The organism is Pseudomonas sp. SbOxS1, from assembly GCF_013416725.1.
GTDB lineage: Bacteria > Pseudomonadota > Gammaproteobacteria > Pseudomonadales > Pseudomonadaceae > Aquipseudomonas.
The window spans coordinates 685,664-708,652 of the sequence record NZ_JAAVXC010000002.1; the positions used below are offsets into that span (position 1 = coordinate 685,664).

Genomic DNA, 22,989 nt, shown 5'->3' on the forward strand with positions numbered 1-22,989 from the left:
AAAGGGGCGAGCGGTGATGCAGCATCGGGCCGAGAGCCAAGGGATATTCAACGCTCCCCCAAGCGCTTTGGATGCTGCCTGAACTCGCTACCGACTTTCGAACACCTTCCAGAGGCCTGTGTATCAGAAAAAGCACGCACAGGTCTCTGGCTGACGACAACCGGTCTGACCGGCAGCGGGTTATTGTGATTTTCTGACCCGCAGGTACCACTCGGACAGCAGCCGTACCTGTTTGTCGGTGTAACCCCGCTCGACCATCCGTGTGACGAAGTCGTTGTGTTTCTGCTGGTCCTCTTTGCTGGCCTTGGCGTTGAAGCTGATGACTGGCAGCAGGTCTTCGGTGTTGGAGAACATTTTCTTCTCGATGACCACCCGCAGTTTTTCGTAGCTGAGCCAGGTCGGGTTCTTGCCGTTGTTGTTGGCACGGGCGCGCAGCACGAAGTTGACGATTTCGTTGCGGAAATCCTTCGGATTGCTGATGCCGGCCGGTTTTTCGATTTTCTCCAGTTCTTCGTTCAGTGCTACGCGGTTGAGGATCTCGCCGGTTTCCGGGTCGCGGTATTCCTGGTCCTGAATCCAGAAATCGGCGTACAGCACGTAACGATCGAAGATGTTCTGGCCGTACTCGCTGTAGGACTCGAGGTAGGCGGTCTGGATCTCCTTGCCGATGAATTCGATGTACCGCGGTGCCAGGTACTCCTTGAGGAAGCGCAGGTAGCGTTCTCGGGTTTCGGCCTGGAACTGTTCCTGCTCGATCTGTTGTTCCAGCACGTAGAGCAGGTGTACCGGGTTGGCGGCGATTTCGTGAGGATCGAAGTTGAAGACCTTGGACAGGATCTTGAACGCGAAGCGGGTCGACAAACCGTTCATGCCTTCGTCGACACCGGCGTTGTCGCGATACTCCTGGATCGACTTCGCCTTCGGATCGGTGTCCTTGAGGTTTTCGCCGTCATACACGCGCATCTTGGAGTAGATGTTGGAGTTTTCGGGTTCCTTCAGGCGTGACAACACAGTGAACTGGGCGAGCATTTTCAAGGTGTCGGGGGCGCAATGGGCTTTGGCCAGCGAGCTGTTGAACAGCAACTTGTCGTAGATCTTCACTTCGTCGCTGACCCGCAGGCAGTACGGCACCTTGACGATGTAGATCCGGTCGATGAACGCTTCGTTGTTCTTGTTGTTGCGGAAGGTATGCCATTCCGATTCGTTGGAGTGGGCCAGCAGGATCCCGGTAAACGGAATCGCCCCGAGGCCTTCGGTACTGTTGTAGTTGCCTTCCTGGGTGGCCGTCAGCAAGGGGTGCAGTACCTTGATCGGCGCCTTGAACATTTCAACGAATTCCATCAGGCCCTGGTTGGCCCGGCACAGTGCACCCGAATAGCTGTAGGCGTCGGCGTCGTTCTGTGGGAATTCTTCCAGTTTGCGAATATCGACCTTGCCCACCAGTGCCGAGATGTCCTGGTTGTTTTCATCTCCCGGCTCGGTCTTGGCCACTGCGATCTGGTTGAGGATCGACGGATAGAGCTTGACCACGCGGAACTGGCTGATGTCGCCGCCGAATTCGGCCAGGCGCTTGGTGGCCCATGGCGACATGATGGTGTTGAGGTAGCGCCGCGGGATGCCGAAATCTTCCTCGAGGATCGCGCCATCTTCAGTGGCGTTGAACAGACCCAGTGGTGATTCGAATACCGGCGAGCCCTTGATCGCGTAGAAGGGCACTCTTTCCATCAGTTGTTTGAGTTTTTCGGCCAGGGACGACTTACCGCCGCCGACGGGGCCAAGCAGATAAAGGATCTGTTTCTTCTCTTCCAGGCCTTGGGCGGCATGGCGGAAATACGACACGATCTGGTCGATGCATTCTTCCATCCCGTGGAAGTCTTCAAAGGCCGGATAGCGACGGATTACCTTGTTGGAGAAGATTCGCGACAGCCTCGAGTTGGTCGAGGTGTCGAGCAGCTCCGGTTCACCGATGGCCAGCAACAGACGCTCGGCGGCGGAAACGTAGGCGCTACGGTCCTTTTTGCACAACTCCAGATACTCTTGCAGAGAGAGTTCTTCCTGGCGTGTGGACTCGAAACGTTGTTGGAAGTGGCTAAAGATACTCATGACGTCACCTCGCTCGATACGTGGAGCCGACGCCGGATCACTCAGTCGATGCTGGCAGCAACCGAACAGGCGGTCGCTGTTTACCCCCCAGAACTCTTTCGGAGCTGACTACCCCGAAAGCTACTCCCGATGACCCGTGCGCCGGTGTACCGGCTCTCCCCTGTTTTGGATGGCCTGCGCTTAAGGATAGTTGGGAATTCGGGAGGTAAAGGCGAGATACGTAATTAGTTGTGGCTGACCGTTCGTCTGCCAGCGCGCAAGCCCGCGGTGGCCGGGGCTTGCGCATGACAAAAAAATTATTCGCTGGTGCCTTGCGCGGTTTCCGCAGGATACGTCGTACGCCACAGCTCAAAACCGCCATCCATGCTGTAGACGTCGGAGAAGCCCTGGCTGATCAGGTAGGCAGCGGCACCCTGGCTGGAGTTGCCGTGATAGCAGACCACCACGGTTGGCGCGTCCAGGTCGGCACCCTGGATGAAGGCGTGCAGGGAGTGGTTGTCCAGATGCTTCGAGCCGCTGATGTGCAGGGCGGCAAAGGTCGCAGGATCGCGGACGTCGACCACCACTGCGCCTTGTTCGCGCAGGGCCTGGGCCTGTTCCGGGGGGATACGTTTGAATTCGCTCATGGCGGGCTCCTGTGGCTCGGCAGAAAGTGCAGTCTAGCGCGGGGCGCTGGCTGGCGATGGTTCGGAAATCTGTGGGGCGACTGGCGGCTCGGCGACATGGCCATTTTCGTCGCATTTGCAGGCCAGGCGCTCACCTGTGTCGACATTCATCAGGGTCAGGGCGCCGCCCCAGACGCAACCGGTGTCGAGGGCCGAGATGCCCGGCTCCTGGATCTTGCCTTCGAGCGCCGCCCAGTGGCCGAAGATGATCTTCAGGCCCCTGGTCTTGCGTTCCTTGTGCTGGAACCAGGGCTTGTAGCCTGCAGGGGCCGTGCCCAGGCCTTCCTTGCTCTTGAGGTCGAGCTTGCCCTCGGCGGTGCAGAAGCGCATGCGCGTGAAATAGTTGGTAATCACCCGCAGGCGCGTCACGCCCTTGAGGTCGCTGTCCCATTTCGCCGGATCGTTACCGTACATGCCATCGAGGTAGGGCGGCAGCAGGTTGTCATCGCGCAGGGCTGTCTCGACTTCGGCCGCGCATTTCAGCGCTTTGCGCAGTGACCATTGTGGCGGAATGCCGGCATGCACCATCGCCACGTTGCGCTGTTCGTCGTAGTGCATGAGTTTTTGCTGACGCAACCATTCCAGCAGCTCGGCGCTATCGGGGGCTTCGATGATCTCGCGCAGGGTGTCGGCTTTCTTCAGGCGCTCGATGTTCTTCCCGGCCGCCAGCAAGTGCAAGTCGTGGTTGCCCAGTACGCACACCAGCGAGTGACGGATGCTATAGAGGAAGCGCAGGGTTTCCAGCGACTGCGGGCCGCGGTTGACCAGGTCGCCTACCAGCCACAGGCGATCTTTGGCCGGGTCGAAGGCGACCTTCTTGAGCAGGCATTGCAATGCCTCGAGGCAGCCTTGCAGGTCGCCGACGGCATAGGTTGTCATCAGTGCAAGGCTCCGGGCACCGCCAGGCGGAATGGGGCGATGATGGCGTCGAAATGTTTGCCGTCGTCGGCGCGCATCTCGTAGGTGCCCTGCATGGTGCCGACCTTGGATGTCATGACAGTGCCGCTGCTGTAGGTATGGCTTTTACCGGGCTCGATCAGCGGTTGCTGGCCGACCACACCCGCACCGCGAACTTCCTCGACATGCCCATCGCCATCGGTGATGACCCAGTGCCGTGACAACAGTTGGGCCGGTAGCAGGCCATTGTTTTTCACGGTGATGGTGTACGCGAAGGCAAAGCGCTCTTGCTCGGGTTGCGATTGTTCTGCCAGATAGCGGGTGACGACGCTGACGTCGACCTGATAGCGAGGATCGGACATGCAAAGGGCCTTAAAAACGAAGCGGAACGCGGGGCGTAACTGACAGGTCAGTTTAGGCCAGGTATCGGATAGTAAACCAGACATGGGCGCTGGTGTCCTACCCGATAACGCTTCAGGTCTGTCAGGCGTCCGCGGCTTTCTGTAGGACTTGTTCGCTAAGCTTGTCGGCAAGGCGCACGAACGCCGCCAGATCGAGCTGCTCGGGACGCAAGCTGCCATCGACGCCGGCGGCTTCGATTTCGGCGTTGCTCAGCAACAGCTTGAGGGTGTTGCGCAGGGTTTTGCGGCGCTGGTTGAAGGCTTCGCGCACAACGCGCTCCAGCAAGCGGTGGTCCTTGGCCGGGTGCGGCAGCACCGCGTGGGGCACCAGGCGAACGATGGCCGAGTCGACCTTCGGTGGCGGATTGAATGCGCCGGGGCCTACGTTGAACAGGTGTTCGACCCGGCAGTGGTACTGGACCATGATCGACAGACGGCCCCAGTCACCGCCGCCAGGCCCTGCCGCCAAGCGCTCGACCACTTCCTTCTGCAGCATGAAGTGCATGTCGCGAATCAGGTGGGCGTTGTGCAGCAGGTGGAATATCAGCGGTGTAGAGATGTTGTACGGCAGGTTGCCGACTACGCGCAGGCTGCCAGGCGCAGCATTCAGGCTGGTGAAGTCGAACTTCAACGCATCACCCTGATGCAGGTTGAAGTTGCTCTTGCTGGCGAACTGCTGGTTGAGGATCGGGATCAGGTCCTTGTCCAGTTCTACAACGTCGAGCTGGGCACCGCTGCTGAGCAGGCCCTGGGTCAGTGCGCCCTGGCCAGGGCCGATTTCCAGGAGACGGTCTTCGGCCTTGGCATGGATGGAGCGCAGGATGCGGTCGATAACGCCGGCATCGTGCAGAAAGTTCTGGCCAAAACGCTTGCGCGCCTTGTGTTGATATTGCTCGGTCATAAACGGGTCTCGGCCATCTGGTAGGCGGTTTCCAGGGCGACTTGCAGGCTGCCGGTGTCGATCTTGCCACTGCCGGCCAGGTCCAGGGCGGTGCCGTGGTCGACCGATGTGCGGATGATCGGCAAGCCGAGGGTCACATTGACTGCTGCGCCGAAGCCTTTGTATTTCAGCACAGGCAGGCCCTGGTCGTGGTACATCGCCAGCACTGCATCGCAGTGCTCCAGATATTTGGGGGTAAACAGAGTGTCGGCGGGCAACGGGCCACGTAGGTCCATGCCTTCGCCGCGCAGGCGCTCTAGCGTGGGTTCGATGATATCGATTTCTTCATGGCCCAGGTGTCCGCCTTCACCGGCATGGGGGTTGAGCCCGCACACCAGGATGCGTGGCTGGGCGATGCCGAACTTTTCTTTCAGGTCGGTGTGCAGGATTCGCGTGACACGCTCCAGGCGCTCAGGCGTGATCGCATCGGCAATCTCGCGCAGGGGCAGGTGAGTGGTGACCAGCGCCACGCGCAGACCGCGGGTGGCGAGCATCATGACCACTTGCGCGGTATGGGTCAGGTCGGCGAGGAACTCCGTGTGCCCGGAAAACGCGATACCGGATTCATTGATCACGCCCTTGTGCACCGGGGCGGTGATCATGCCGGCAAAATGCCTATCCAGGCAGCCCTGGCCAGCGCGGGTCAGGGTCTCCAGGACGAACGCGGCGTTGGCCTTGTCCAGCTGCCCGGCGACCACCTTGGCGTTGAGCGGTGTATCCCAGACATACAGGCTGTTGGCGGGAGCGGGAGCATCCGGCCAGTTGTCCGGCGTGACGGGCAGCACATTAACGACCACGCCCAGCTGCGCGGCCCGCTCAAGGAGCAGGTCGCGGCTGGTAATGGCAATCAAGGGGTGTGGCTGGGCGTGCGCGGCGAGCAGCAGGCACAGGTCGGGACCTATGCCGGCCGGTTCGCCGGGTGTCAGCGCAAAACGCTTGGGTTTCACTGTGCTGCCTGGTCGGCGCCAGGGAGTTTGATTTCCACGTACGCTTCGTCACGGATCTGACGCAGCCAGGTTTGCAGCTCTTCATCGTACTTGCGGTTACGCAGTACGGTCATCGCTTGCTGCTCGCGAGCCTGGGTCGTGCTGTCGGTGGCGCGACGACCGAGGACTTCCAGGACGTGCCAGCCGTATTGAGTCTGGAATGGCTTGGACAGCTGACCTTGTGGGGTCTTGGCCATCACTTCGCGGAACTCTGGAACCAATACATTCGGGTCGATCCAGTTCAGGTCGCCGCCATTGAGGGCGGAACCCGGATCTTCCGAGTAGCTTTTTGCCAGTTCGCCGAAATCTTCGCCTGCTTCGATGCGGGTGTAGAGCGACTCGGCCAGAGCCTTGGTTTTTGCTTCGTCACGGATCGGACTTGGTTTGACCAGGATGTGACGGACGTGCACTTCGTCACGCACCTGCGCCCCACCGCCACGCTTGTCGGTGATCTTCAGGATGATGAAGCCCCCCGGCGTGCGCATGGGTTGGGTGATGTCGCCAACAGCCATGGTGCTCAACAGGCGATCGAAGGGTGGTGGCAATTGAGCGGCTTTACGCCAGCCCATGTCGCCACCTTCCAGTGCGGTTTCGCTGGCGGACTTGGCGATTGCCAACTGACCGAAGTCAGCGCCTTGCTTGAGCTGCTGGTAAACCGCGTCGGCCTGCTTGGCGGCATTCTGGATGGCGTCGGAGTTGGCGCTTTCCGGCGTAGGAATCAGGATGTTGGCCAGGCGAAACTCTTCGGACAGCTGCATTTTGCCAAGGTCCGACGCCAGGAAGTTCTTCACTTCCTGCTCGGAGACCTGGATGCGTTCGGCGACGCGGCGCTGACGCACGCGGCTGATGACCATTTCGCGACGAATCTGATCACGTGCGTCGTCGTAGGACAGACCATCACGCGTCAGGGCGGCGCGGAATTGATCGACCGACATGTTATTGCGCTGGGCAATAGTGCCGACAGCCTGGTTCAGTTCTTCATCGGTGATACGGATGCCGGAGCGTTCGCCGATCTGCAGTTGCAGGTTCTCGACGATCAGGCGCTCAAGCACCTGTTGCTCCAGTACGCTGGCCGGTGGCACGGCGGAGCCGCGCTTGGCGATGGTTTGCTGGACTTCATGGACCCGTTGATCCAGTTGGCTCTGCATGACCACGTCGTTGTCGACAATGGCCACCACTTTATCGATGGACTGTACCGCGGCGTTGGCCGCGGTACCCAGGAACAGCGCGCCCAGCAACAGCGGGCGCAGACAATCAGAAAGCTTGGTCTTCACGTTCACGATAACCTTGGATGCCTTTGTCGAGGAAACTCTCTACTTTGGAGCCAGTGAGGCCGCCGAGTCCCTTCAGAACAATTTGGAGGAAGACGCCATGGTCGCCTTTTTCGTTTTCCGGGGCGTCTTGACTGGTTTCGTCATAATCGACCCAGTAACGGTTGATCAGGCGCAGTTTCCAGCAGCAGTTGTCGTACTCGAAACCACCGAAGGCTTCCAGGGTACGGTTGCGGTTGTAGTCGTACTGCCAGCGGCTGATGACGTTCCATTGCGGCACGACCGGCCAGATCACCGAGAAGTCGTGCTGTTCGATCTTGTAGTAGTCCTTCACGTAGCCAGGCTGGCCCGGGGTGCCGTAATCGCCACCGCCCACCGACCATGTACCGCTGTTCTGGTCGTAACGAACCTGGTCATTACGATAGCGATAGCCGGCGTTGATGACCTTGTTCGGGTTGTCTTCAGGCTGGTAGTGGAACATTGCGCTGCCCGAACGGGGGCTGCGGCTGTCCGGATCCCAGTTGTAATCGGCAGTGGTGCGCCAATCGCGGTTCCAGCGATATTCGTATTCCAGCGCATAAGGTGAAACGCTCGATTGCGAGTCCTCGCGAGTCCGCGCATCGATGCCTGGCAGCTGGACCTTGCGGTCCTTGAAGTAAAAGGCCTGGCCGACGGCGATGCGTTGACGCTCGAAACCGTTCTCTTCGATCCAGCGACTGGTCACGCCCAGGGACAGTTTGTTCTCGTCGCCGACACGGTCGGAGCCAGAGAAACGGTTGTCGCGGAACAGCGATGCATAGTTGAAGGTGTATTCGCTGGTATCGAATACCGGAATGTCTTCCTGGTCCTTCTCGGGTACATAGAGGTAGAACAGGCGTGGCTCAAGGGTCTGGTTATAGTCTTTGCCAAACCAGTTGGTCTTGCGATCGAAATACAAGCCGCTGTCGATGCTTGCGATCGGCACGCCGCGGTTCTGGTTGCTGTCGAACGTACCGTTCAGGCGGTCCTGTTCAGCAGTTTGCGCGGCAACCTGGCTTTTCCCGATGCTGTCCAGATCCAGTTGGTACTGCGTGTACTGGTATTTGAGTTTTGGCGTCAGGAAGCCGTAGCTCGCCTCCATCGGGTAGCTGACGGCTGGCGCAAGGTTGAGGCGATCACCATTGGCGCGGGCCAGACCCTGGACGTTGGTGTCGAGGCGCGGCTCTACATTGCCGTCTTCATCGGTGAAGTTGCCGTTCTTCAAGTCCCGGTCGAACCGCACGAGCTCAGTGTCATAGGTGAAATTCAGGCCGCCTGGACGCTCCGGCAGCGCACCGTTGAAGGTGATCTGCGGTAAACGGTCGTACGGCGTGATGTTCGACACGGTCGCCAGTTGATAAGCCTGGGCATTCACGCGGGCAGTGTAGCTGTCGCCACGGTAGGTCACGGCGCCCTGCTGGTTGACGTAGTCGGCACTCTTCACGCCAATCTGGTCGGTCTGCAGATCCTGGAAGTAATAGGGGTCGCTGATCTTGGTGTAGTCGACCTGGGTCAGAACGCGGGAGTCGAGACCACCCTTGTGCTGCCAGTTGTACATGTAGCGAGTTTTTTCGTAGTCGGTCTGCAGCTTGCGATCGTCGTTCTCGTCGTTGAGGTACGCGGCGCCGAACTGACCTTCGCTGGACTTGGTCAGGTAGCGGAATTCGCCTTCCATCAACAGGCCGCGATCGCTCATGTAGCGTGGGTACAACGTGGCATCGTAGTTCGGTGCCAGGTTGAAGTAGTACGGCGTGACCAGCAGGAAGCCGGTATCGCTGCCGGTGCCGATGGTCGGCGGCAGGAAGCCGGATTGGCGACGGTCGTCGATCGGGAAGTAGATATACGGCGTATAAAGGACCGGAATGTCCTTCACCCGCAGTGTCACGTTGGTCGCCGTACCGAAGCCGGTCGCCGGGTTCAGGGTGATGTTGTTGCCCTTGAGCTGCCAGGCGTTGCTGTTCGGCTCACACGTGGTGTACGTACCGTCCTTGAGGCGGATGATCGCGTTCTCGGCTCGCTTGGCGTACAACGCGTTACCGCGGATGCGCGATTTGTGCATCACGTATTCGGCGTTGTCGACCTTGGCTTCACCGGTATCGAGCTGCACGTCGGCGTGGTCACCCACGATCAGTGCGCCGTTGTCGCGAATGCGCACGTTGCCGCTCAGCTCACCACGGCTCTCGGCCTGGTACAGGTTGGCTTCGTCGGCTTCGACCTGCATGCTGCCCTGGCGCATGACCACGTCGCCGGCCAGGGAGGCAACTTGTTCATCCTGCTTGTAGCGGGAAGCTTTGGCGCCGATAAAGGTTGGGGCGTCACTTTTATTCGTCTTGTCATTCATGCCAGGACGAATCGGTTCGATATAGGAACCAGAGCAATAAGGACCGGTTTCGGCCAATTGTGCTGCAGTGAGCTGCTCGCGCGGAACCCAGTCGAGGTGGCTGTAGTCTGCGCTACGCGACTTCAGGCCACGGCCTTTGGATTCGGTGACCAGTACAGGTTTGGCCCCCGTGTCTTCGCTGGTGCCCGTTTCGGCGGGTGCCTGGCCGGTGGCGGTGACTGCGCTGCCCTCATGGACTGGGCGCGGTGGCAATGCAGCCGCCTGCGATTTTGGCGCACAATTCCAGGCTCCCGAAGCGGAGACCGAGCAGTCATACTGTTCTGCGGCGACCACGAAAGGGGTGGCCAAGGGTTGCAGAGCCAGCAAACTGCCGGTCATCAACAACGGAAATTTTTTACGAAACGCGGGGGATTTCAATGCCATCTTAATAGTCCGGGCTTCCTGCGTGCCATCTGCCCGCGGTGTGGGCCGCACGCCTCTCGATGGTCTGAAAAAGATGCTGGATAATAAAGCATGCCCCGCTTGACGGCTAGCGCCGTCGGAGACCCTTGCAATGCCTGACCAAGATCTACGTTTGCAACACCTGAAAGTTTGGCTCGATGAACAATTGGCAATCCTTTTTGCACAACAGGGATGGGGTGCCGTACCCCCGTCCACGTTGACTGCGGCCAGCAGCGACGCGAGTTTTCGGCGCTATTTCCGTTGGGAAGGCGCCGGCAAAAGCTTGATCGTGATGGACGCGCCCCCGCCCCAGGAAAACTGCAAACCCTTCGTGGATATTGCTTTTCTGCTGGCGAAATCCGGAATAAATGTGCCGAAAATCTACGCCGAAGACCTTGAACGCGGATTTCTTTTGCTCAACGACCTGGGCAACAAGACGTATCTGGACGTGATCGACAGCGCAAACGCCGACGATTTATTCAAGGATGCCCTGCAAGCGCTACTGGCGTTCCAGCAGTTGCCGATGGTTGCGCCACTGCCAAGTTATGACGTGGCGTTGTTGCGACGCGAGCTGGAATTGTTCCCCGAGTGGTACGTCAAGCATGAGTTGGGCATCGAATTCGATGCGGCGCAGCAAGTCCTCTGGCAGCAGGTCAGCGATCTGCTTATCGACAGTGCCCTGGCCCAACCGAAGGTCCTGGTGCACCGCGACTACATGCCGCGCAACCTGATGCTCAGTGAACCCAATCCCGGCGTGCTGGATTTCCAGGACGCCGTTTATGGTCCAGTCACCTACGACGTGACCTGCCTGTTCAAGGATGCCTTCCTCAGTTGGCCCGAGGAGCGCGTGCGTGGCTGGCTGGAAAATTACTGGCAGCAAGCGGCTGCGCTGGACATACCGGTGCAGCCCGACTTCGAAGACTTCCTGCGCGCCAGCGACCTGATGGGTGTGCAGCGTCACCTGAAAGTGATCGGGATCTTCGCGCGTATTTGCCACCGTGACGGCAAGCCGCGCTACCTGGGTGATGTGCCACGCTTCTTTGCGTATATAGATGCAGTGATTGCGCGTCGTCCTGAACTGGCTGAACTGGATGTATTGCTGGCCAGCCTGCGTGCCGGAGTGCCGGCATGAAGGCGATGATCCTGGCGGCAGGCAAGGGCGAACGCATGCGCCCCTTGACCCTGACCACGCCCAAGCCGCTGGTTCGCGCCGGTGGCGTGCCGTTGATCGAGTATCACCTGCGAGCCCTGGCGGTGGCAGGGTTTACCGAGATCGTGATCAACCATGCCTGGCTGGGTCAGCAGATAGAAGACTATCTGGGCGATGGCTCGCGCTACGGTGTGAGCATTCGCTACTCGGCCGAAGGTGAACCCCTGGAGACAGGTGGCGGAATCTTCCGCGCGTTGCCATTACTGGGTGACGAGGCTTTCCTGGTCGTCAATGGTGATATCTGGACCGACTACGACTTCAGCGTGCTGCATCAACCCATCACCGGGCTGGCGCATCTGGTACTGGCCGATAACCCACCCCATCATCTCGCCGGAGACTTCAGCCTGAGCGGCGACCAGGTCCGGGACGGTCAGCCGGACACCGCAACCCTGACCTACAGCGGTATCGCCGTGCTCCACCCACAGTTGTTCGATGGCTGCTCGGCAGGGGCGTTCAAGCTCGCGCCGCTGTTGCGCAAGGCCATGGCAGACGGGCAGGTGACCGGCGAACGCTTGAAGGGACTTTGGGTCGATGTTGGCACCCACGAGCGCCTGGCCGAAGCTGAAACCCTGATCGAAGCGAGCCGCTGACATGCTGTGGCCAGGGACTCTGATCGGAGCCGGAGCGGGCTTTGCCATCGCCAGCATTCCCGGGGCCATGCTCGGGGCCTTGCTGGGGCAGGTGCTGGATCGGCACCTGCACCTGCAAAGCTGGGCGCATCTGCGCGAAAAGCTCGGGGGTCGACCTGTCCTGCGCAACGACGAGTTGTTGTTTGTGTTGCTGGGGCGCCTGGCCAAGTGTGATGGACGGGTAGTGGAGGGGCATATCCAGCAGGCCCGCGCGGAGATGCGTGCCTTGGAAATGTCCGAATCGGCACAGCGCCGGGCGATTGCCGCGTTCAATCGTGGCAAGTCAGGCAGTGACCGGTTAGGTGGCCATTTGCGCCGGCTGAGGGCTCAGCCTTTTGCCGCTGAAGGGGTATTGCGCGCTTGTTGGCGGATGGTTTGGGCTGATGGTCATGCGGGCATCCGCGAGCGTGAGCTGCTGCTTCAGTGGGGCGGTTGGCTGGGTTGGAGCGAGCGGCAGGTCAGGGCGTTGGCGGCCGATTACGAGCCACCGCAGCGTCCGTTGGCCAACAGTGTTACAACCTATCAGGACGCTTTGCGGTTGCTGGGTGTGTCTGCCACCAGTGAGCCCGCCCAGATCAAGCGCGCCTATCGACGCCTGCTCAGTCGTCATCACCCGGACAAGATTGCCGGCAGTGGTGCAACGGCGTCGCAGGTTCGCGAGGCGACCGACAAGACGCGCGAGCTGCACAACGCTTATACGTTGATTCGTCAGCGGCGGGATTTTCGCTAGCAGCAGAGTGTTGTGTCGTCAGTGATGCCGCCGAATGGGGCGACTCGGTCAATCAGTCCGCCGCATTCTGCGGATTCAGCCAGCCCCGCACCCGGCGCACCAGTTGTTCCTGTTGTGCCTTGTTATTGCCTGGCAAAGCCTTGAGCGAGACCTGGCTGAAGGCCGAAGCCTTCAACCGCTTGCTGGCCTGCAAGCGGGCCAGCGCCGCGTTGCGATCCAGCGGCTTGTCCATATAGAAGAGGTCGGCGGTGGGCAGCTTGAGGGTCGGCGCGAGTGCTTTCAGTTCAGGTGCCGCTTTGGCCGGCGTCTGCGCAGCGACCATGACAAAGCGCTCGACTTGCGCCGTCTGCTTCTCGCTCAGATACCGCGCGGCCCAGTAGGCGCCCGTGCCATGCCCCAGCACCACGATGCTGCGAGCGCTTTGCTCTTCGGCATAAGCGATGGCCGCGTCGATGCGGGCGAAGATTCGCTCGGCGTCGGCCTTGCTTTGCTCTTCGGCGGTTTCGGCGACGGCCTTGTCCGCCACCTCGGCTTCGCCGCCCGCCGCCTGTTCGATGGGGGCCGCCGTGGTTGAGTCTTTGCTGCCGACATCTGGCGCCTTGGCTGCTGGAGCGGCTTCCACCACGCGCGGCGCCATGGCATCACTTTGCAGATCAGGCAGGGTGATACTCAGGCTGCTCCATTGGGCATCCGGCAATTGGCGGCGCAGCGGGCCGATTGCTTGCGGCCAGTCAACGGTTTCGCCAGCGCCAGGGATGATAATGACAGCGCCTTTGGGGTCGGCGGAGTTGGCCGGCTTCCACAGGGCCAGGAACGTATCGCTGCCCGCTTGCAGTTGTTGCTGTTCCTGGCGCGCAATTGTTCGCTCCAGTGCAATCGCTTCTTCCTGACTACGCTCAGGCAACGGCTGGCGTTCGAGTGGTTTTTCTTCGACGGGTTTTTCTGCTGCGGCAGGCGTCGGGTCAGCCGCCTCAACGGAAAAAGCCCATGGCAGGATCAGCGACAGGCACAATGCTGGCAGTGCCAGGCGGTAGACAGGGAGCATTGGATATTCCAGGCCAGAAGTAATTCCGGCAGCCTAATGGGTTGGTCAGTTTTTGTCAGTGTGTGAGAGTTCGATGATGCGTTTTCGCTGCCTGTGGGTTATCGGCTGTTTGTGGTTGCCCTTGATGGGCTGGGCGGCGGTCGCGCCACCAGCGCATGTCGCTCCATTGTCGTCAGGCCAGCAACAATGGCTGGCGCAGCAGGGCGATCTGCGGGTGGGGCTGGTGTTGCAAGCGCCTTACGCCCAGTACGACCGCCGCTTGCAGCGCTTGTCGGGGGTCAATGTCGAGCTGATGAAGTGGCTGGCCAAGTCGCTCAAGGTCGAACTGAGCTGGCGCAACTTTCCCGATCTCGAGCAACTGGAAGCGGCCGCGCGCGCCGGCGAAATCGACCTCGCCCCGGGGCTGACCCAGACCCCTGGCGGCCTGCGCCTCTGGCAGTTTTCCGATCCGTACATGCGGGTGCCGCAACTGGTGGTCAGCGACCAGAAAAGCACCGGTGCGGTGGAGCTGGAAAAACTCGACAGCCAAACCCGCGTCGCCGTGCGCATGCCCAGTACCACCGCCGACTACCTGCGCGGCAACTATCCGCATTTGAACTTGCAGGGTGTACCGGTCGAACGCCAGGCGTTGCAACTGTTGCTGAGCCAGCAGGCCGCCTTTGCTGTGGTCGACGAGGCGCAATTGGGGCGCCTGTCCGTAGAACCTGAGTTCTCCGGGCTGGTGGTGGTCGGTGATATCGGCTTGCCACAGCTGCTGCGGGTGGCTACACGGCGCGACCTGCCGGAGTTGGCCGGTATTGTCGAAAGTGCGCTGCGGGCGATCCCGGCCAAGGACCTGGAGGCGCTGCACAACCAGTGGCTGCAACCCAAGTACCCACGGCTCAGCGAATCCCCGGGATTCTGGCAAAACCTCTGCCTGCTGTTGTTGGTGTTGGCGCTCAGCGCCATGGCCATCGTGTTCTGGCAACGGCGCCAGCAGCATAGCCTGGAGCAACGACTGGCGGCGGCGCAGGCAGACATTGCCTTGCGCGCCGCCAGCGAAGAGGCCCTGCGGCTCACGCAGTTTTCCATCGACCAGAGCACCGTCGGCATTCTCTGGGTGAACTGGGACAGTCATGTGCGCTATGCCAACCGCGCCGCCGAAACCATGCTGGGCTATCCGCCCGGTGGGATTATCGACCGGCCATTGATCGAGTTCGAGCCCGAGCTGCACATGGATCGCTGGTTGAACCTGTGGAAGCGCGCCAGGGCCAGTGACGACGCGCCGCAAAGTTTCGAAACCAATTGCCGGCGGGCCGATGGCAGCATCCTGCCGGCGGATGTCTCCCTGAGCTTTCTGCGCTTTCGCGAGGGCGAGTACCTGGTGGTCTACCTGACCGATGTCACCGAACGGCGCCGCGCCCTGGCGGCGTTGCAGGAGAGTGAAGCACGTTTGCAAGGGATCGCGGCGAATGTGCCGGGCCTGGTCTTTCGCCTGGAGCGGGCGCCGGTGACAGGCCAGATCGATTTTGCCTACATCAGTGAAGGCAGCGAGAGTCTGGTGGGTTACTCACCGGCAACCCTGGCCCATCGTGACAAAGGCCTGCGCAGCCTGGTACATCCCGACGACAAGGCCAGTTATCACCAGACCCAGGACCATGCGCTGGACACTGACAGCGACTGGTCCTGGCAAGGGAGGATTCTCACGCGCCAGGGGGAACAACGCTGGGCGGAAATCAAGGCGATTACCCGGCGACTCGAGGGCGGTGCCTACGTCTGGGATGGCATTGTCTGGGACATCAGCGAGAGCAAGCGCATCGAACTGGAACTGGCCAGCTCCCGTGAGCAATTGCGCGAATTGTCCGCGCACCTGGAGAGCGTGCGCGAAGAGGAAAAGGCGCGCATTGCCCGGGAAGTTCACGACGAACTGGGCCAGATGTTGACGGTGCTCAAGCTGGAAACGTCCATGTGCGAGCTGGCGTACGCGCAACTGGACCCTGGATTGAACGAACGCCTGAACAGCATGAAGCGTTTGATCGCCCAGTTGTTCCAGCTGGTGCGCGATGTGGCGACGGCGTTGCGACCACCGATTCTTGATGCCGGGATAGCTTCGGCCATCGAATGGCAGGCGCGCCGCTTCGAGGCGCGCACGCAGATTCCGTGCCTGGTGCAGGTGCCGGAAAATTTACCGGTGCTCAGTGATGCCAAGGCCATCGGCCTGTTTCGTATCCTTCAGGAAGCGCTGACCAATGTCATGCGCCACGCCCAGGCGCATACTGTCGAACTGACACTGGCCCTTGAAGGTGACGACCTGTGTCTGACCGTCAGCGATGATGGCGTAGGATTTGTCGCCGCGAGTGGCAGGCCAACATCTTTTGGGGTGGTCGGCATGCGCGAGCGGGTGTTGATCATGGGCGGGCAACTGTCCCTTGAGAGTGAACCGGGTGAGGGCACGACCCTGACTGTGCGAGTACCCCTGGATAAGGAGGCGTAAGTGATCCGTGTACTGGTTGCCGAAGACCACACCATCGTCCGCGAGGGCATCAAGCAATTGATCGGCCTGGCCAAGGACCTGCTGGTGGTGGGGGAGGCGAGCAATGGCGAACAGTTGCTCGAGACCTTGCGGCATGTGCCCTGCGAAGTCGTGCTGCTGGATATCTCCATGCCGGGCGTCAACGGCCTTGAGGCGATCCCGCGGATTCGTGCCTTGAACAACCCCCCTGTGATCCTGGTGTTGTCGATGCACGACGAGGCGCAGATGGCGGCACGGGCCTTGAAGGTCGGTGCGGCAGGTTATGCCACCAAGGACAGTGATCCGGCGCTGTTGTTGACGGCCATCCGCCGGGTAGCGGCGGGAGGGCGTTACATCGATCCGGACCTGGCCGACCGCATGGTCTTCGAAGTCGGCCTGACCGATTCGCGGCCGTTACACTCACTGCTCTCGGAACGTGAATTTTCCGTGTTCGAACGCCTGGCCCAGGGCGCCAACGTCAACGAGATCGCCCAGCAACTGGCATTGAGCAGCAAAACCATCAGCACCCACAAGGCGCGGTTGATGCAGAAACTCAACATCACCTCGCTGGCCGAGCTGGTGAAATACGCGATGGAGCACAAGCTCCTCTGAAAACACCGAACCCTTGTAGGAGCCCGGCTTGCCGGCGAAGGCGTCCTCGAAATCGCCTTCGCCGGCAAGCCGGGCTCCTACAAGGGATCATCCCATATCCATTTGCGACATCTCGACGACGCGCTTTTGACGATTCTTGCCGCTTGCAGCTGACCGCTCACCCCTGCGGTTGCCAAAACGCGCCATCCTTGTAGGGCAATCCCTACCCCCAGCCTTCCATATGACTGAGGCGATTCTCTCTTGCCCCCCGATTTGCGCAGGTCCCAGCGTCCACTAGGCTTAGTCCACAGCAGTCATCAACAACAAAGGTGTGGGTATGAGCCAGGTCGATTCAAGCGCAGGGGCCAATGATGTTCTGGTCAGCTTTCGTGGAGTGCAGAAGAGCTACGATGGCGAGAACCTGATCGTCAAGGACCTCAACCTGGACATTCGCAAAGGCGAATTCCTCACCTTGCTCGGGCCGTCCGGCTCCGGCAAGACCACCAGCCTGATGATGCTCGCCGGTTTCGAAACACCGACAGCGGGCGAAATCCTGCTGGCCGGACGCGCCATCAACAACGTGCCGCCGCACAAGCGTGACATCGGCATGGTGTTCCAGAACTACGCGTTGTTCCCGCATATGACGGTTGCCGAGAACCTGGCGTTCCCGCTGACCGTGCGCGGTTTGAACAAGAGCGACGTCAGCGACAAAGTCAAAAAAGTCCTGAGCATGGTGCAGCTCGATGCGTTCGCCCAGCGTTATCCGGCACAGCTGTCCGGTGGCCAGCAGCAGCGTGTGGCACTGGCCCGCGCACTGGTGTTCGAGCCGCAACTGGTGCTGATGGACGAACCCCTCGGCGCACTGGATAAGCAGCTGCGTGAACACATGCAGATGGAAATCAAGCACCTGCACCAGCGTCTGGGCGTGACCGTGGTCTACGTAACCCACGACCAGGGCGAAGCCCTGACCATGTCCGACCGCGTGGCCGTTTTCCATCAGGGCGAAATCCAGCAGATCGCACCGCCGCGCACCCTTTATGAAGAGCCGAAAAATACCTTCGTCGCCAACTTCATCGGCGAAAACAACCGTCTCAACGGACGTCTGCACAGCCAGACCGGCGACCGCTGCGTGGTCGAGTTGGGCCGTGGTGAAAAAGTTGAAGCCCTGGCGGTGAACGTCGGCAAGACCGGCGAACCCGTCACCCTGTCGATTCGTCCGGAACGCGTGAGCCTCAATGGCTCCAGCGAGTCCTGCATCAACCGCTTCTCGGGACGGGTAGCGGAATTCATCTATCTGGGCGACCACGTCCGGGTTCGCCTGGAAGTCTGTGGCAAGACCGACTTCTTCGTGAAACAACCGATTGCCGAGCTCGATCCTGCGCTCGCTGTCGGCGACGTGGTTCCGCTTGGCTGGCAGGTCGAACACGTTCGCGCGCTCGATCCAATTCTAGAGGCGAACTGATCGCCCCGGCTTCAACAACACAAACCCTGCACGTGGAGAGAACAATAAATGTTGAGATCCCTGAAATTCACCGCTCTGGCACTGGGCATGATGGGGGCGGCAAGCGCAATGGCGGCTGGCCCGGACCTGACCGTGGTGTCCTTTGGCGGGGCGAACAAGGCGGCGCAGGTCAAGGCCTTCTACGCACCGTGGGAAGCGGCAGGCAACGGCAAGATCGTCGCAGGCGAATACAACGGTGAGATGGCCAAGGTCAAGGCCATGGTCGACACCAAGAGCGTGTCCTGGGATCTGGTAGAAGTGGAATCGCCAGAACTGTCCCGTGGTTGCGACGAAGACATGTTCGAGCAACTCGACCCAGCCCTGTTCGGCAAGACCGAAGACTACGTCAAGGGCGCTATCCAGCCATGTGGCGTGGGTTTCTTCGTGTGGTCGACCGTGTTGGCCTACAACGCCGACAAGCTGAAAACCGCACCGACCAGTTGGGCGGATTTCTGGGACACCAAGCAATTCCCGGGCAAGCGCGGCCTGCGTAAAGGCGCCAAGTACACCCTGGAATTCGCACTGATGGCTGACGGCGTAGCGCCAAAAGACGTCTACAAAGTGCTGGCCGGCAAGGACGGTCAGGACCGCGCATTCAAGAAACTCGACGAACTCAAGCCGAACATCCAGTGGTGGGAAGCTGGCGCACAACCGCCGCAATATCTCGCTTCCGGTGACGTGGTCATGAGCTCGGCCTACAACGGCCGCATCGCAGCCGTGCAGAAAGAAAGCAACCTGAAAGTGGTGTGGAACGGCGGCATCTACGACTTCGACGCATGGGCCATTCCAAAAGGCCTGGATAAAGCACGCGCTGACGCGGCGAAGAAATTCATCGCCTTCTCGGTGCAGCCGCAACAGCAGAAGACCTACTCGGAAAACATCGCCTACGGCCCGGCCAACACCCAAGCCGTACCGCTGCTGGCCAAGGATGTCCTGAAAGACATGCCGACCACCCCGGAAAACATCGCCAACCAGGTGCAGATCGACGTCAGCTTCTGGGCTGACAACGGCGAACAACTGGAACAGCGCTTCAATTCCTGGGCTGCCAAATAAACGCACGACCCTGTGGGAGCGAGCCTGCTCGCGAAAGCGGTAGATCTGACGGCAATGATTTCGGATGTGCCGACGCCTTCGCGAGCAGGCTCGCTCCCACACTAAAAGTTCGAGGTGATATGTCACCTCTGTAACGATCAAAAGATTTCCGGAGTACGCCATGGCTATCGCCGTTCCCGTGAACGCGGGCACTGACCCCACCTTGAAGCAACGGCTCAAGCATGCCGAGCGGGTCAACCGCTGGAAGGCCCAGGCGTTGATCGCGCCGCTGGTGCTGTTCCTGTTGCTGGTGTTCCTGGTGCCAATCGTGGCGCTGCTCTATAAAAGCGTGGGTAACCCGGAAGTGGTCGGCGGCATGCCGCGCACCGTGGCGGCCATTGCCAGCTGGGACGGCCGAGGCCTGCCTGCGGAACCTGTCTACAAGGCGGCCAGCGAAGACCTCGCCGAAGCGCGCAAGAATCAGACCCTGGGCGATTTGTCCAAACGCCTGAACATGGAGTTGGCCGGCTATCGCAGCCTGCTGACCAAAACCGCCCGCGCCTTGCCGTTTGCCACTGAACCGGCCTCCTATAAAGAAGCGCTGGAAGGACTCGACGAGCGCTGGGGCGACCCGGCCTACTGGCAAGCCGTACGCCGCAACACCAGCAGCATTACGCCGTACTATTTGCTGGCCGCGGTTGATCACCGTATCGACGACCTCGGTGAAATCGCCCCGGCCACCCCGGATCAGGCGATCTACCTCGACATCTTTGCCCGCACCTTCTGGATGGGCCTGATCATCACCGTGATCTGCCTGGTGCTCGCGTATCCCCTGGCTTACCTGCTGGCGAACCTGCCGTCGCGCCAGAGCAACCTGCTGATGATTCTCGTGCTGCTGCCGTTCTGGACTTCGATCCTGGTACGTGTCGCCGCGTGGATCGTGTTGCTGCAATCGGGTGGCCTGATCAACAGCGGCCTGATGGCCATGGGCATCATCGATAAGCCGATAGAACTGGTGTTCAATCGCATCGGTGTCTACATCTCCATGGTGCACATCCTGCTGCCGTTCATGATCCTGCCGATCTACAGCGTGATGAAAGGCATCTCGCCGACCTACATGCGTGCGGCGATTTCCCTGGGCTGCCACCCATTCGCCAGCTTCTGGCGGGTGTACTTCCCGCAAACCTATGCCGGTGTCGGCGCCGGTTGCCTGTTGGTGTTCATCCTCGCCATCGGCTACTACATCACCCCGGCGTTGCTGGGCAGCCCGAACGATCAGATGGTCAGCTACTTCGTCGCCTTCTACACCAACACCAGCATCAACTGGGGCATGGCGACCGCACTCGGCGGCCTGTTGCTCCTGGCGACCGTGGTGCTTTATCTGATTTACAGCTGGCTGGTGGGCGCGAGCCGCCTGCGCCTGAGCTAAGGGGAGAATGAAATGCTGAGTCCTTATATGTCGCCCATCGAGCGGGTGTGGTTCTACAGCTTGCGGATTCTCTGCGGCTTGATCCTGTTGTTCCTGATCCTGCCGGTGCTGGTGATCATCCCGTTGTCGTTCAACTCCGGCAGTTTCCTGGTGTACCCGCTGCAAGGTTTCTCGCTGCAGTGGTACCACGACTTTTTCGCCTCGGCGGAATGGATGCGCGCCCTGAAGAACAGCATCATCGTCGCCCCTGCCGCTACGGTGCTGGCCATGGTGTTCGGCACGCTGGCGGCCATCGGCCTGACCCGTGGCGACTTCCCCGGCAAGCCCCTGGTGATGGCGCTGGTCATTTCGCCGATGGTGGTGCCCGTGGTGATCATCGGTGTGGCCAGCTATCTGTTCTTTGCGCCGTTGGGACTGGGCAACAGCTTCTTCTCGCTGATCGTGGTGCATGCGGTACTGGGCGTGCCATTCGTGATCATCACCGTGTCGGCGACATTGCAGGGGTTCAACCAGAACCTGGTGCGCGCCGCGGCCAGCCTCGGTGCTTCGCCGCTGACAGCGTTCCGTCGGGTGACCTTGCCGTTGATTGCGCCAGGCGTAATTTCCGGTGCCTTGTTCGCCTTCGCCACGTCGTTCGATGAGGTGGTGGTGACGCTGTTCCTCGCCGGCCCCGAGCAAGCGACTTTGCCACGCCAGATGTTCAGCGGCATCCGCGAAAACCTCAGCCCGACCATCGCCGCCGCCGCGACGCTGCTGATCGCCTTCTCGGTGATCCTGCTGCTGACCCTGGAATGGCTGCGTGGGCGTAGCGAGAAACTGCGTACCGCGCAGGTCTGACGGATCACACCAAAACTACGATCGTTCCCACGCTCCGCGTGGGAATGCCTCATCGGACGCTCCGCGTCCGCTCTTGGGACGCAGAGCGTCCCTGGCTGCATTCCCACGCAGAGCGTGGGAACGATCGGCGCAGAGCACGCGGGTCATTCACCACCTGAATGCCAGCCAACCCCCAATCCCCAGCTACTCTTGTGCCCAGCTCCCACATCCATAAGAGGCTGCGCACATGGGTCTTTCCTCCTTCAAAATCGCTCACAAACTGATCACCGGTGCTGAGGCCATCGAGCAGCTATCGGCGGAATTGACGCGCCTGGACATCGACAATCCGCTGATCGTCACCGACGCCGCACTGGTCAAGTCCGGCACGGTAGAGCTGGCGCTGGCCCAGCTTGGCGGGCGCACCTACGAGATCTTCGACCGGGTGCTGCCAGACCCGGAAATCGCCATCGTCGAAGACTGCATGCGGGTTTATCGCGACGGTGGGCATGACGGCTTGATCGGGCTGGGCGGCGGCAGTGCCATCGACATCGCCAAAAGCGTGGCGGCCTACGCCGGATACCACGGCGCACTCGAAGATTTGTTCGGGGTCGACCAGGTGCCGCGCAAAGGCCCTCCGCTGATCGCGATTCCAACCACCGCTGGCACCGGCTCGGAAGTCACCAACGTGGCGATCCTTTCCGACAAGGTCGCGCAGTTGAAGAAAGGCATCGTCAGTGACTACTTGTTGCCGGACGTGGCATTGGTAAGCCCGCAGATGACCCTGACCTGTCCTCGCGGTGTCACGGCCGCCAGTGGTGTCGATGCGCTAGTGCATGCCATCGAATCCTATCTTTCTGTCAATGCCTCGCCGATTACTGACGCCCTGGCCATCGGCGCCATCAAAATGATAGCAAAGGCGCTGCCCAAAGCCTACGCCAACCCGTCCAACCTGCAGGCCCGTGAAGACATGGCCACCGCCAGCCTGATGGCCGGTATGGCGTTCGGCAATGCCGGGGTAGGTGCAGTGCATGCACTGGCGTATCCGCTGGGCGGGCGCTTCAACATTGCCCATGGCGTGAGCAATGCCTTGCTGTTGCCCCATGTCATGACCTGGAACAAGATGGCCTGCGTTGAACGCATGCAGGATATCGCTGAAGCCATGGGGGTGAGGACGGCTCATCTGAGCGCCAATGAAGCGGCCGACAAAGCCGTGGAGGCCATGACCGCGTTGTGCGCGGCGGTGGAAATCCCCCAAGGGCTGCGCAGTTTCGAGATTCCGGAGGATGCCATTGCGGCGATGGCCGTGGAGGCGGCGGGGATCGAGCGCCTGATGCGCAACAATCCGCGCCGACTGAGTGCTGTCGATATCGAGAAAATCTACCGGGCGGCCTACTGATCATCGCGCTTTCGGTGCGCCGGCCAAAGCAGGCGGTATACAATGCGCGCCATCGT

At 60.7% G+C, this 22,989-nt stretch carries 19 protein-coding genes; 10 read left to right on the forward strand and 9 right to left on the reverse strand.

Annotated elements, in window-relative coordinates; genetic code table 11:
- Positions 1–180 precede the first annotated feature (180 nt).
- The 8 genes from HFK74_RS04050 to HFK74_RS04085 form a co-directional block, all read right to left on the reverse strand.
- The gene (locus tag HFK74_RS04050) at positions 181–2,103 is read right to left on the reverse strand and encodes a PrkA family serine protein kinase (protein ID WP_008061555.1); all 1,923 of its coding nucleotides are present in this window, start codon (positions 2,101–2,103) and stop codon (positions 181–183) included.
- A gap of 296 nt (positions 2,104–2,399) precedes the next feature.
- Positions 2,400–2,729 (reverse strand): thiosulfate sulfurtransferase GlpE, encoded by a 330-nt coding sequence (gene glpE / locus HFK74_RS04055; protein ID WP_008061556.1) that lies wholly within the window; start codon positions 2,727–2,729, stop codon positions 2,400–2,402.
- A gap of 33 nt (positions 2,730–2,762) precedes the next feature.
- A complete protein-coding gene (locus tag HFK74_RS04060) occupies positions 2,763–3,647 on the reverse strand; it encodes a symmetrical bis(5'-nucleosyl)-tetraphosphatase (RefSeq protein WP_180202439.1) in 885 nt (294 codons plus the stop codon).
- A complete protein-coding gene (gene apaG / locus HFK74_RS04065) occupies positions 3,647–4,027 on the reverse strand; it encodes a Co2+/Mg2+ efflux protein ApaG (RefSeq protein WP_180202440.1) in 381 nt (126 codons plus the stop codon). Before apaG ends, HFK74_RS04060 begins: the two co-directional genes overlap by 1 nt.
- 121 nt (positions 4,028–4,148) lie before the next feature.
- Complete coding sequence (gene rsmA / locus HFK74_RS04070; RefSeq protein ID WP_180202441.1) at positions 4,149–4,967, reverse strand: 16S rRNA (adenine(1518)-N(6)/adenine(1519)-N(6))-dimethyltransferase RsmA; 819 nt, start codon at positions 4,965–4,967, stop codon at positions 4,149–4,151.
- Positions 4,964–5,953, reverse strand: coding sequence for a 4-hydroxythreonine-4-phosphate dehydrogenase PdxA (gene pdxA / locus HFK74_RS04075; RefSeq protein ID WP_180202442.1), 990 nt, complete (start codon positions 5,951–5,953; stop codon positions 4,964–4,966). Before pdxA ends, rsmA begins: the two co-directional genes overlap by 4 nt.
- Positions 5,950–7,272, reverse strand: a complete 1,323-nt coding sequence (gene surA / locus HFK74_RS04080) for a peptidylprolyl isomerase SurA (protein ID WP_180202443.1) — start codon at positions 7,270–7,272, stop codon at positions 5,950–5,952. Before surA ends, pdxA begins: the two co-directional genes overlap by 4 nt.
- Positions 7,247–10,045 carry an LPS-assembly protein LptD gene (locus tag HFK74_RS04085; protein WP_180202444.1) on the reverse strand — a complete coding sequence of 933 codons (2,799 nt, stop codon included), beginning with the start codon at positions 10,043–10,045 and terminating at the stop codon, positions 7,247–7,249. Before HFK74_RS04085 ends, surA begins: the two co-directional genes overlap by 26 nt.
- A gap of 130 nt (positions 10,046–10,175) precedes the next feature.
- Between HFK74_RS04085 and HFK74_RS04090 the strand changes: the two genes are divergently transcribed.
- From HFK74_RS04090 to HFK74_RS04100, 3 genes are read left to right on the forward strand one after another with little or no spacing between them, the layout of a single operon-like run.
- Positions 10,176–11,195 carry an aminoglycoside phosphotransferase family protein gene (locus HFK74_RS04090; protein ID WP_180202445.1) on the forward strand — a complete coding sequence of 340 codons (1,020 nt, stop codon included), beginning with the start codon at positions 10,176–10,178 and terminating at the stop codon, positions 11,193–11,195.
- Positions 11,192–11,863, forward strand: coding sequence for an N-acetylmuramate alpha-1-phosphate uridylyltransferase MurU (murU, locus tag HFK74_RS04095; RefSeq protein ID WP_180202446.1), 672 nt, complete (start codon positions 11,192–11,194; stop codon positions 11,861–11,863). Before HFK74_RS04090 ends, murU begins: the two co-directional genes overlap by 4 nt.
- A 1-nt stretch (position 11,864) precedes the next feature.
- Positions 11,865–12,632, forward strand: a complete 768-nt coding sequence (locus HFK74_RS04100) for a DnaJ domain-containing protein (protein ID WP_180202447.1) — start codon at positions 11,865–11,867, stop codon at positions 12,630–12,632.
- Positions 12,633–12,684: 52 nt separating this feature from the next.
- Here HFK74_RS04100 and HFK74_RS04105 read toward each other — a convergent pair whose 3' ends face one another.
- A complete protein-coding gene (locus HFK74_RS04105; RefSeq protein ID WP_180202448.1) occupies positions 12,685–13,677 on the reverse strand; it encodes an alpha/beta hydrolase family protein in 993 nt (330 codons plus the stop codon).
- A 73-nt stretch (positions 13,678–13,750) separates the two neighbouring features.
- Between HFK74_RS04105 and HFK74_RS04110 the strand changes: the two genes are divergently transcribed.
- The 7 genes from HFK74_RS04110 (at position 13,751) to HFK74_RS04140 (ending at position 22,933) form a co-directional block, all read left to right on the forward strand.
- A complete protein-coding gene (locus tag HFK74_RS04110; RefSeq protein WP_180202449.1) occupies positions 13,751–16,150 on the forward strand; it encodes a transporter substrate-binding domain-containing protein in 2,400 nt (799 codons plus the stop codon).
- A complete protein-coding gene (locus HFK74_RS04115) occupies positions 16,151–16,780 on the forward strand; it encodes a response regulator transcription factor (protein ID WP_008061576.1) in 630 nt (209 codons plus the stop codon).
- Positions 16,781–17,096: 316 nt separating this feature from the next.
- Positions 17,097–18,221 carry an ABC transporter ATP-binding protein gene (locus HFK74_RS04120; RefSeq protein ID WP_008061578.1) on the forward strand — a complete coding sequence of 375 codons (1,125 nt, stop codon included), beginning with the start codon at positions 17,097–17,099 and terminating at the stop codon, positions 18,219–18,221.
- Positions 18,222–18,269: 48 nt separating this feature from the next.
- Complete coding sequence (locus HFK74_RS04125; RefSeq protein ID WP_008061579.1) at positions 18,270–19,313, forward strand: ABC transporter substrate-binding protein; 1,044 nt, start codon at positions 18,270–18,272, stop codon at positions 19,311–19,313.
- A gap of 160 nt (positions 19,314–19,473) precedes the next feature.
- The gene (locus HFK74_RS04130; protein ID WP_180202450.1) at positions 19,474–20,721 is read left to right on the forward strand and encodes an ABC transporter permease; all 1,248 of its coding nucleotides are present in this window, start codon (positions 19,474–19,476) and stop codon (positions 20,719–20,721) included.
- Positions 20,722–20,733: 12 nt separating this feature from the next.
- Complete coding sequence (locus tag HFK74_RS04135) at positions 20,734–21,558, forward strand: ABC transporter permease (RefSeq protein WP_008061581.1); 825 nt, start codon at positions 20,734–20,736, stop codon at positions 21,556–21,558.
- 226 nt (positions 21,559–21,784) lie between these two features.
- Complete coding sequence (locus tag HFK74_RS04140) at positions 21,785–22,933, forward strand: iron-containing alcohol dehydrogenase (protein ID WP_180202451.1); 1,149 nt, start codon at positions 21,785–21,787, stop codon at positions 22,931–22,933.
- Positions 22,934–22,989: the final 56 nt, after the last annotated feature.

Bases quoted from the DNA above. Each gene is read 5' to 3' on its own strand.
- murU (WP_180202446.1), top strand. From the start codon at position 11,192: ATGAAGGCGATGATCCTGGCGGCAGGCAAGGGCGAACGCATGCGCCCC.
- HFK74_RS04120 (WP_008061578.1), top strand. From the start codon at position 17,097: ATGAGCCAGGTCGATTCAAGCGCAGGGGCCAATGATGTTCTGGTCAGC.
- HFK74_RS04090 (WP_180202445.1), top strand. From the start codon at position 10,176: ATGCCTGACCAAGATCTACGTTTGCAACACCTGAAAGTTTGGCTCGAT.
- apaG (WP_180202440.1), bottom strand. From the start codon at position 4,027: ATGTCCGATCCTCGCTATCAGGTCGACGTCAGCGTCGTCACCCGCTAT.
- HFK74_RS04110 (WP_180202449.1), top strand. From the start codon at position 13,751: ATGATGCGTTTTCGCTGCCTGTGGGTTATCGGCTGTTTGTGGTTGCCC.
- glpE (WP_008061556.1), bottom strand. From the start codon at position 2,729: ATGAGCGAATTCAAACGTATCCCCCCGGAACAGGCCCAGGCCCTGCGC.
- HFK74_RS04060 (WP_180202439.1), bottom strand. From the start codon at position 3,647: ATGACAACCTATGCCGTCGGCGACCTGCAAGGCTGCCTCGAGGCATTG.
- HFK74_RS04085 (WP_180202444.1), bottom strand. From the start codon at position 10,045: ATGGCATTGAAATCCCCCGCGTTTCGTAAAAAATTTCCGTTGTTGATG.
- HFK74_RS04105 (WP_180202448.1), bottom strand. From the start codon at position 13,677: ATGCTCCCTGTCTACCGCCTGGCACTGCCAGCATTGTGCCTGTCGCTG.
- HFK74_RS04125 (WP_008061579.1), top strand. From the start codon at position 18,270: ATGTTGAGATCCCTGAAATTCACCGCTCTGGCACTGGGCATGATGGGG.
- HFK74_RS04100 (WP_180202447.1), top strand. From the start codon at position 11,865: ATGCTGTGGCCAGGGACTCTGATCGGAGCCGGAGCGGGCTTTGCCATC.
- HFK74_RS04130 (WP_180202450.1), top strand. From the start codon at position 19,474: ATGGCTATCGCCGTTCCCGTGAACGCGGGCACTGACCCCACCTTGAAG.
- HFK74_RS04050 (WP_008061555.1), bottom strand. From the start codon at position 2,103: ATGAGTATCTTTAGCCACTTCCAACAACGTTTCGAGTCCACACGCCAG.
- HFK74_RS04135 (WP_008061581.1), top strand. From the start codon at position 20,734: ATGCTGAGTCCTTATATGTCGCCCATCGAGCGGGTGTGGTTCTACAGC.
- HFK74_RS04140 (WP_180202451.1), top strand. From the start codon at position 21,785: ATGGGTCTTTCCTCCTTCAAAATCGCTCACAAACTGATCACCGGTGCT.
- rsmA (WP_180202441.1), bottom strand. From the start codon at position 4,967: ATGACCGAGCAATATCAACACAAGGCGCGCAAGCGTTTTGGCCAGAAC.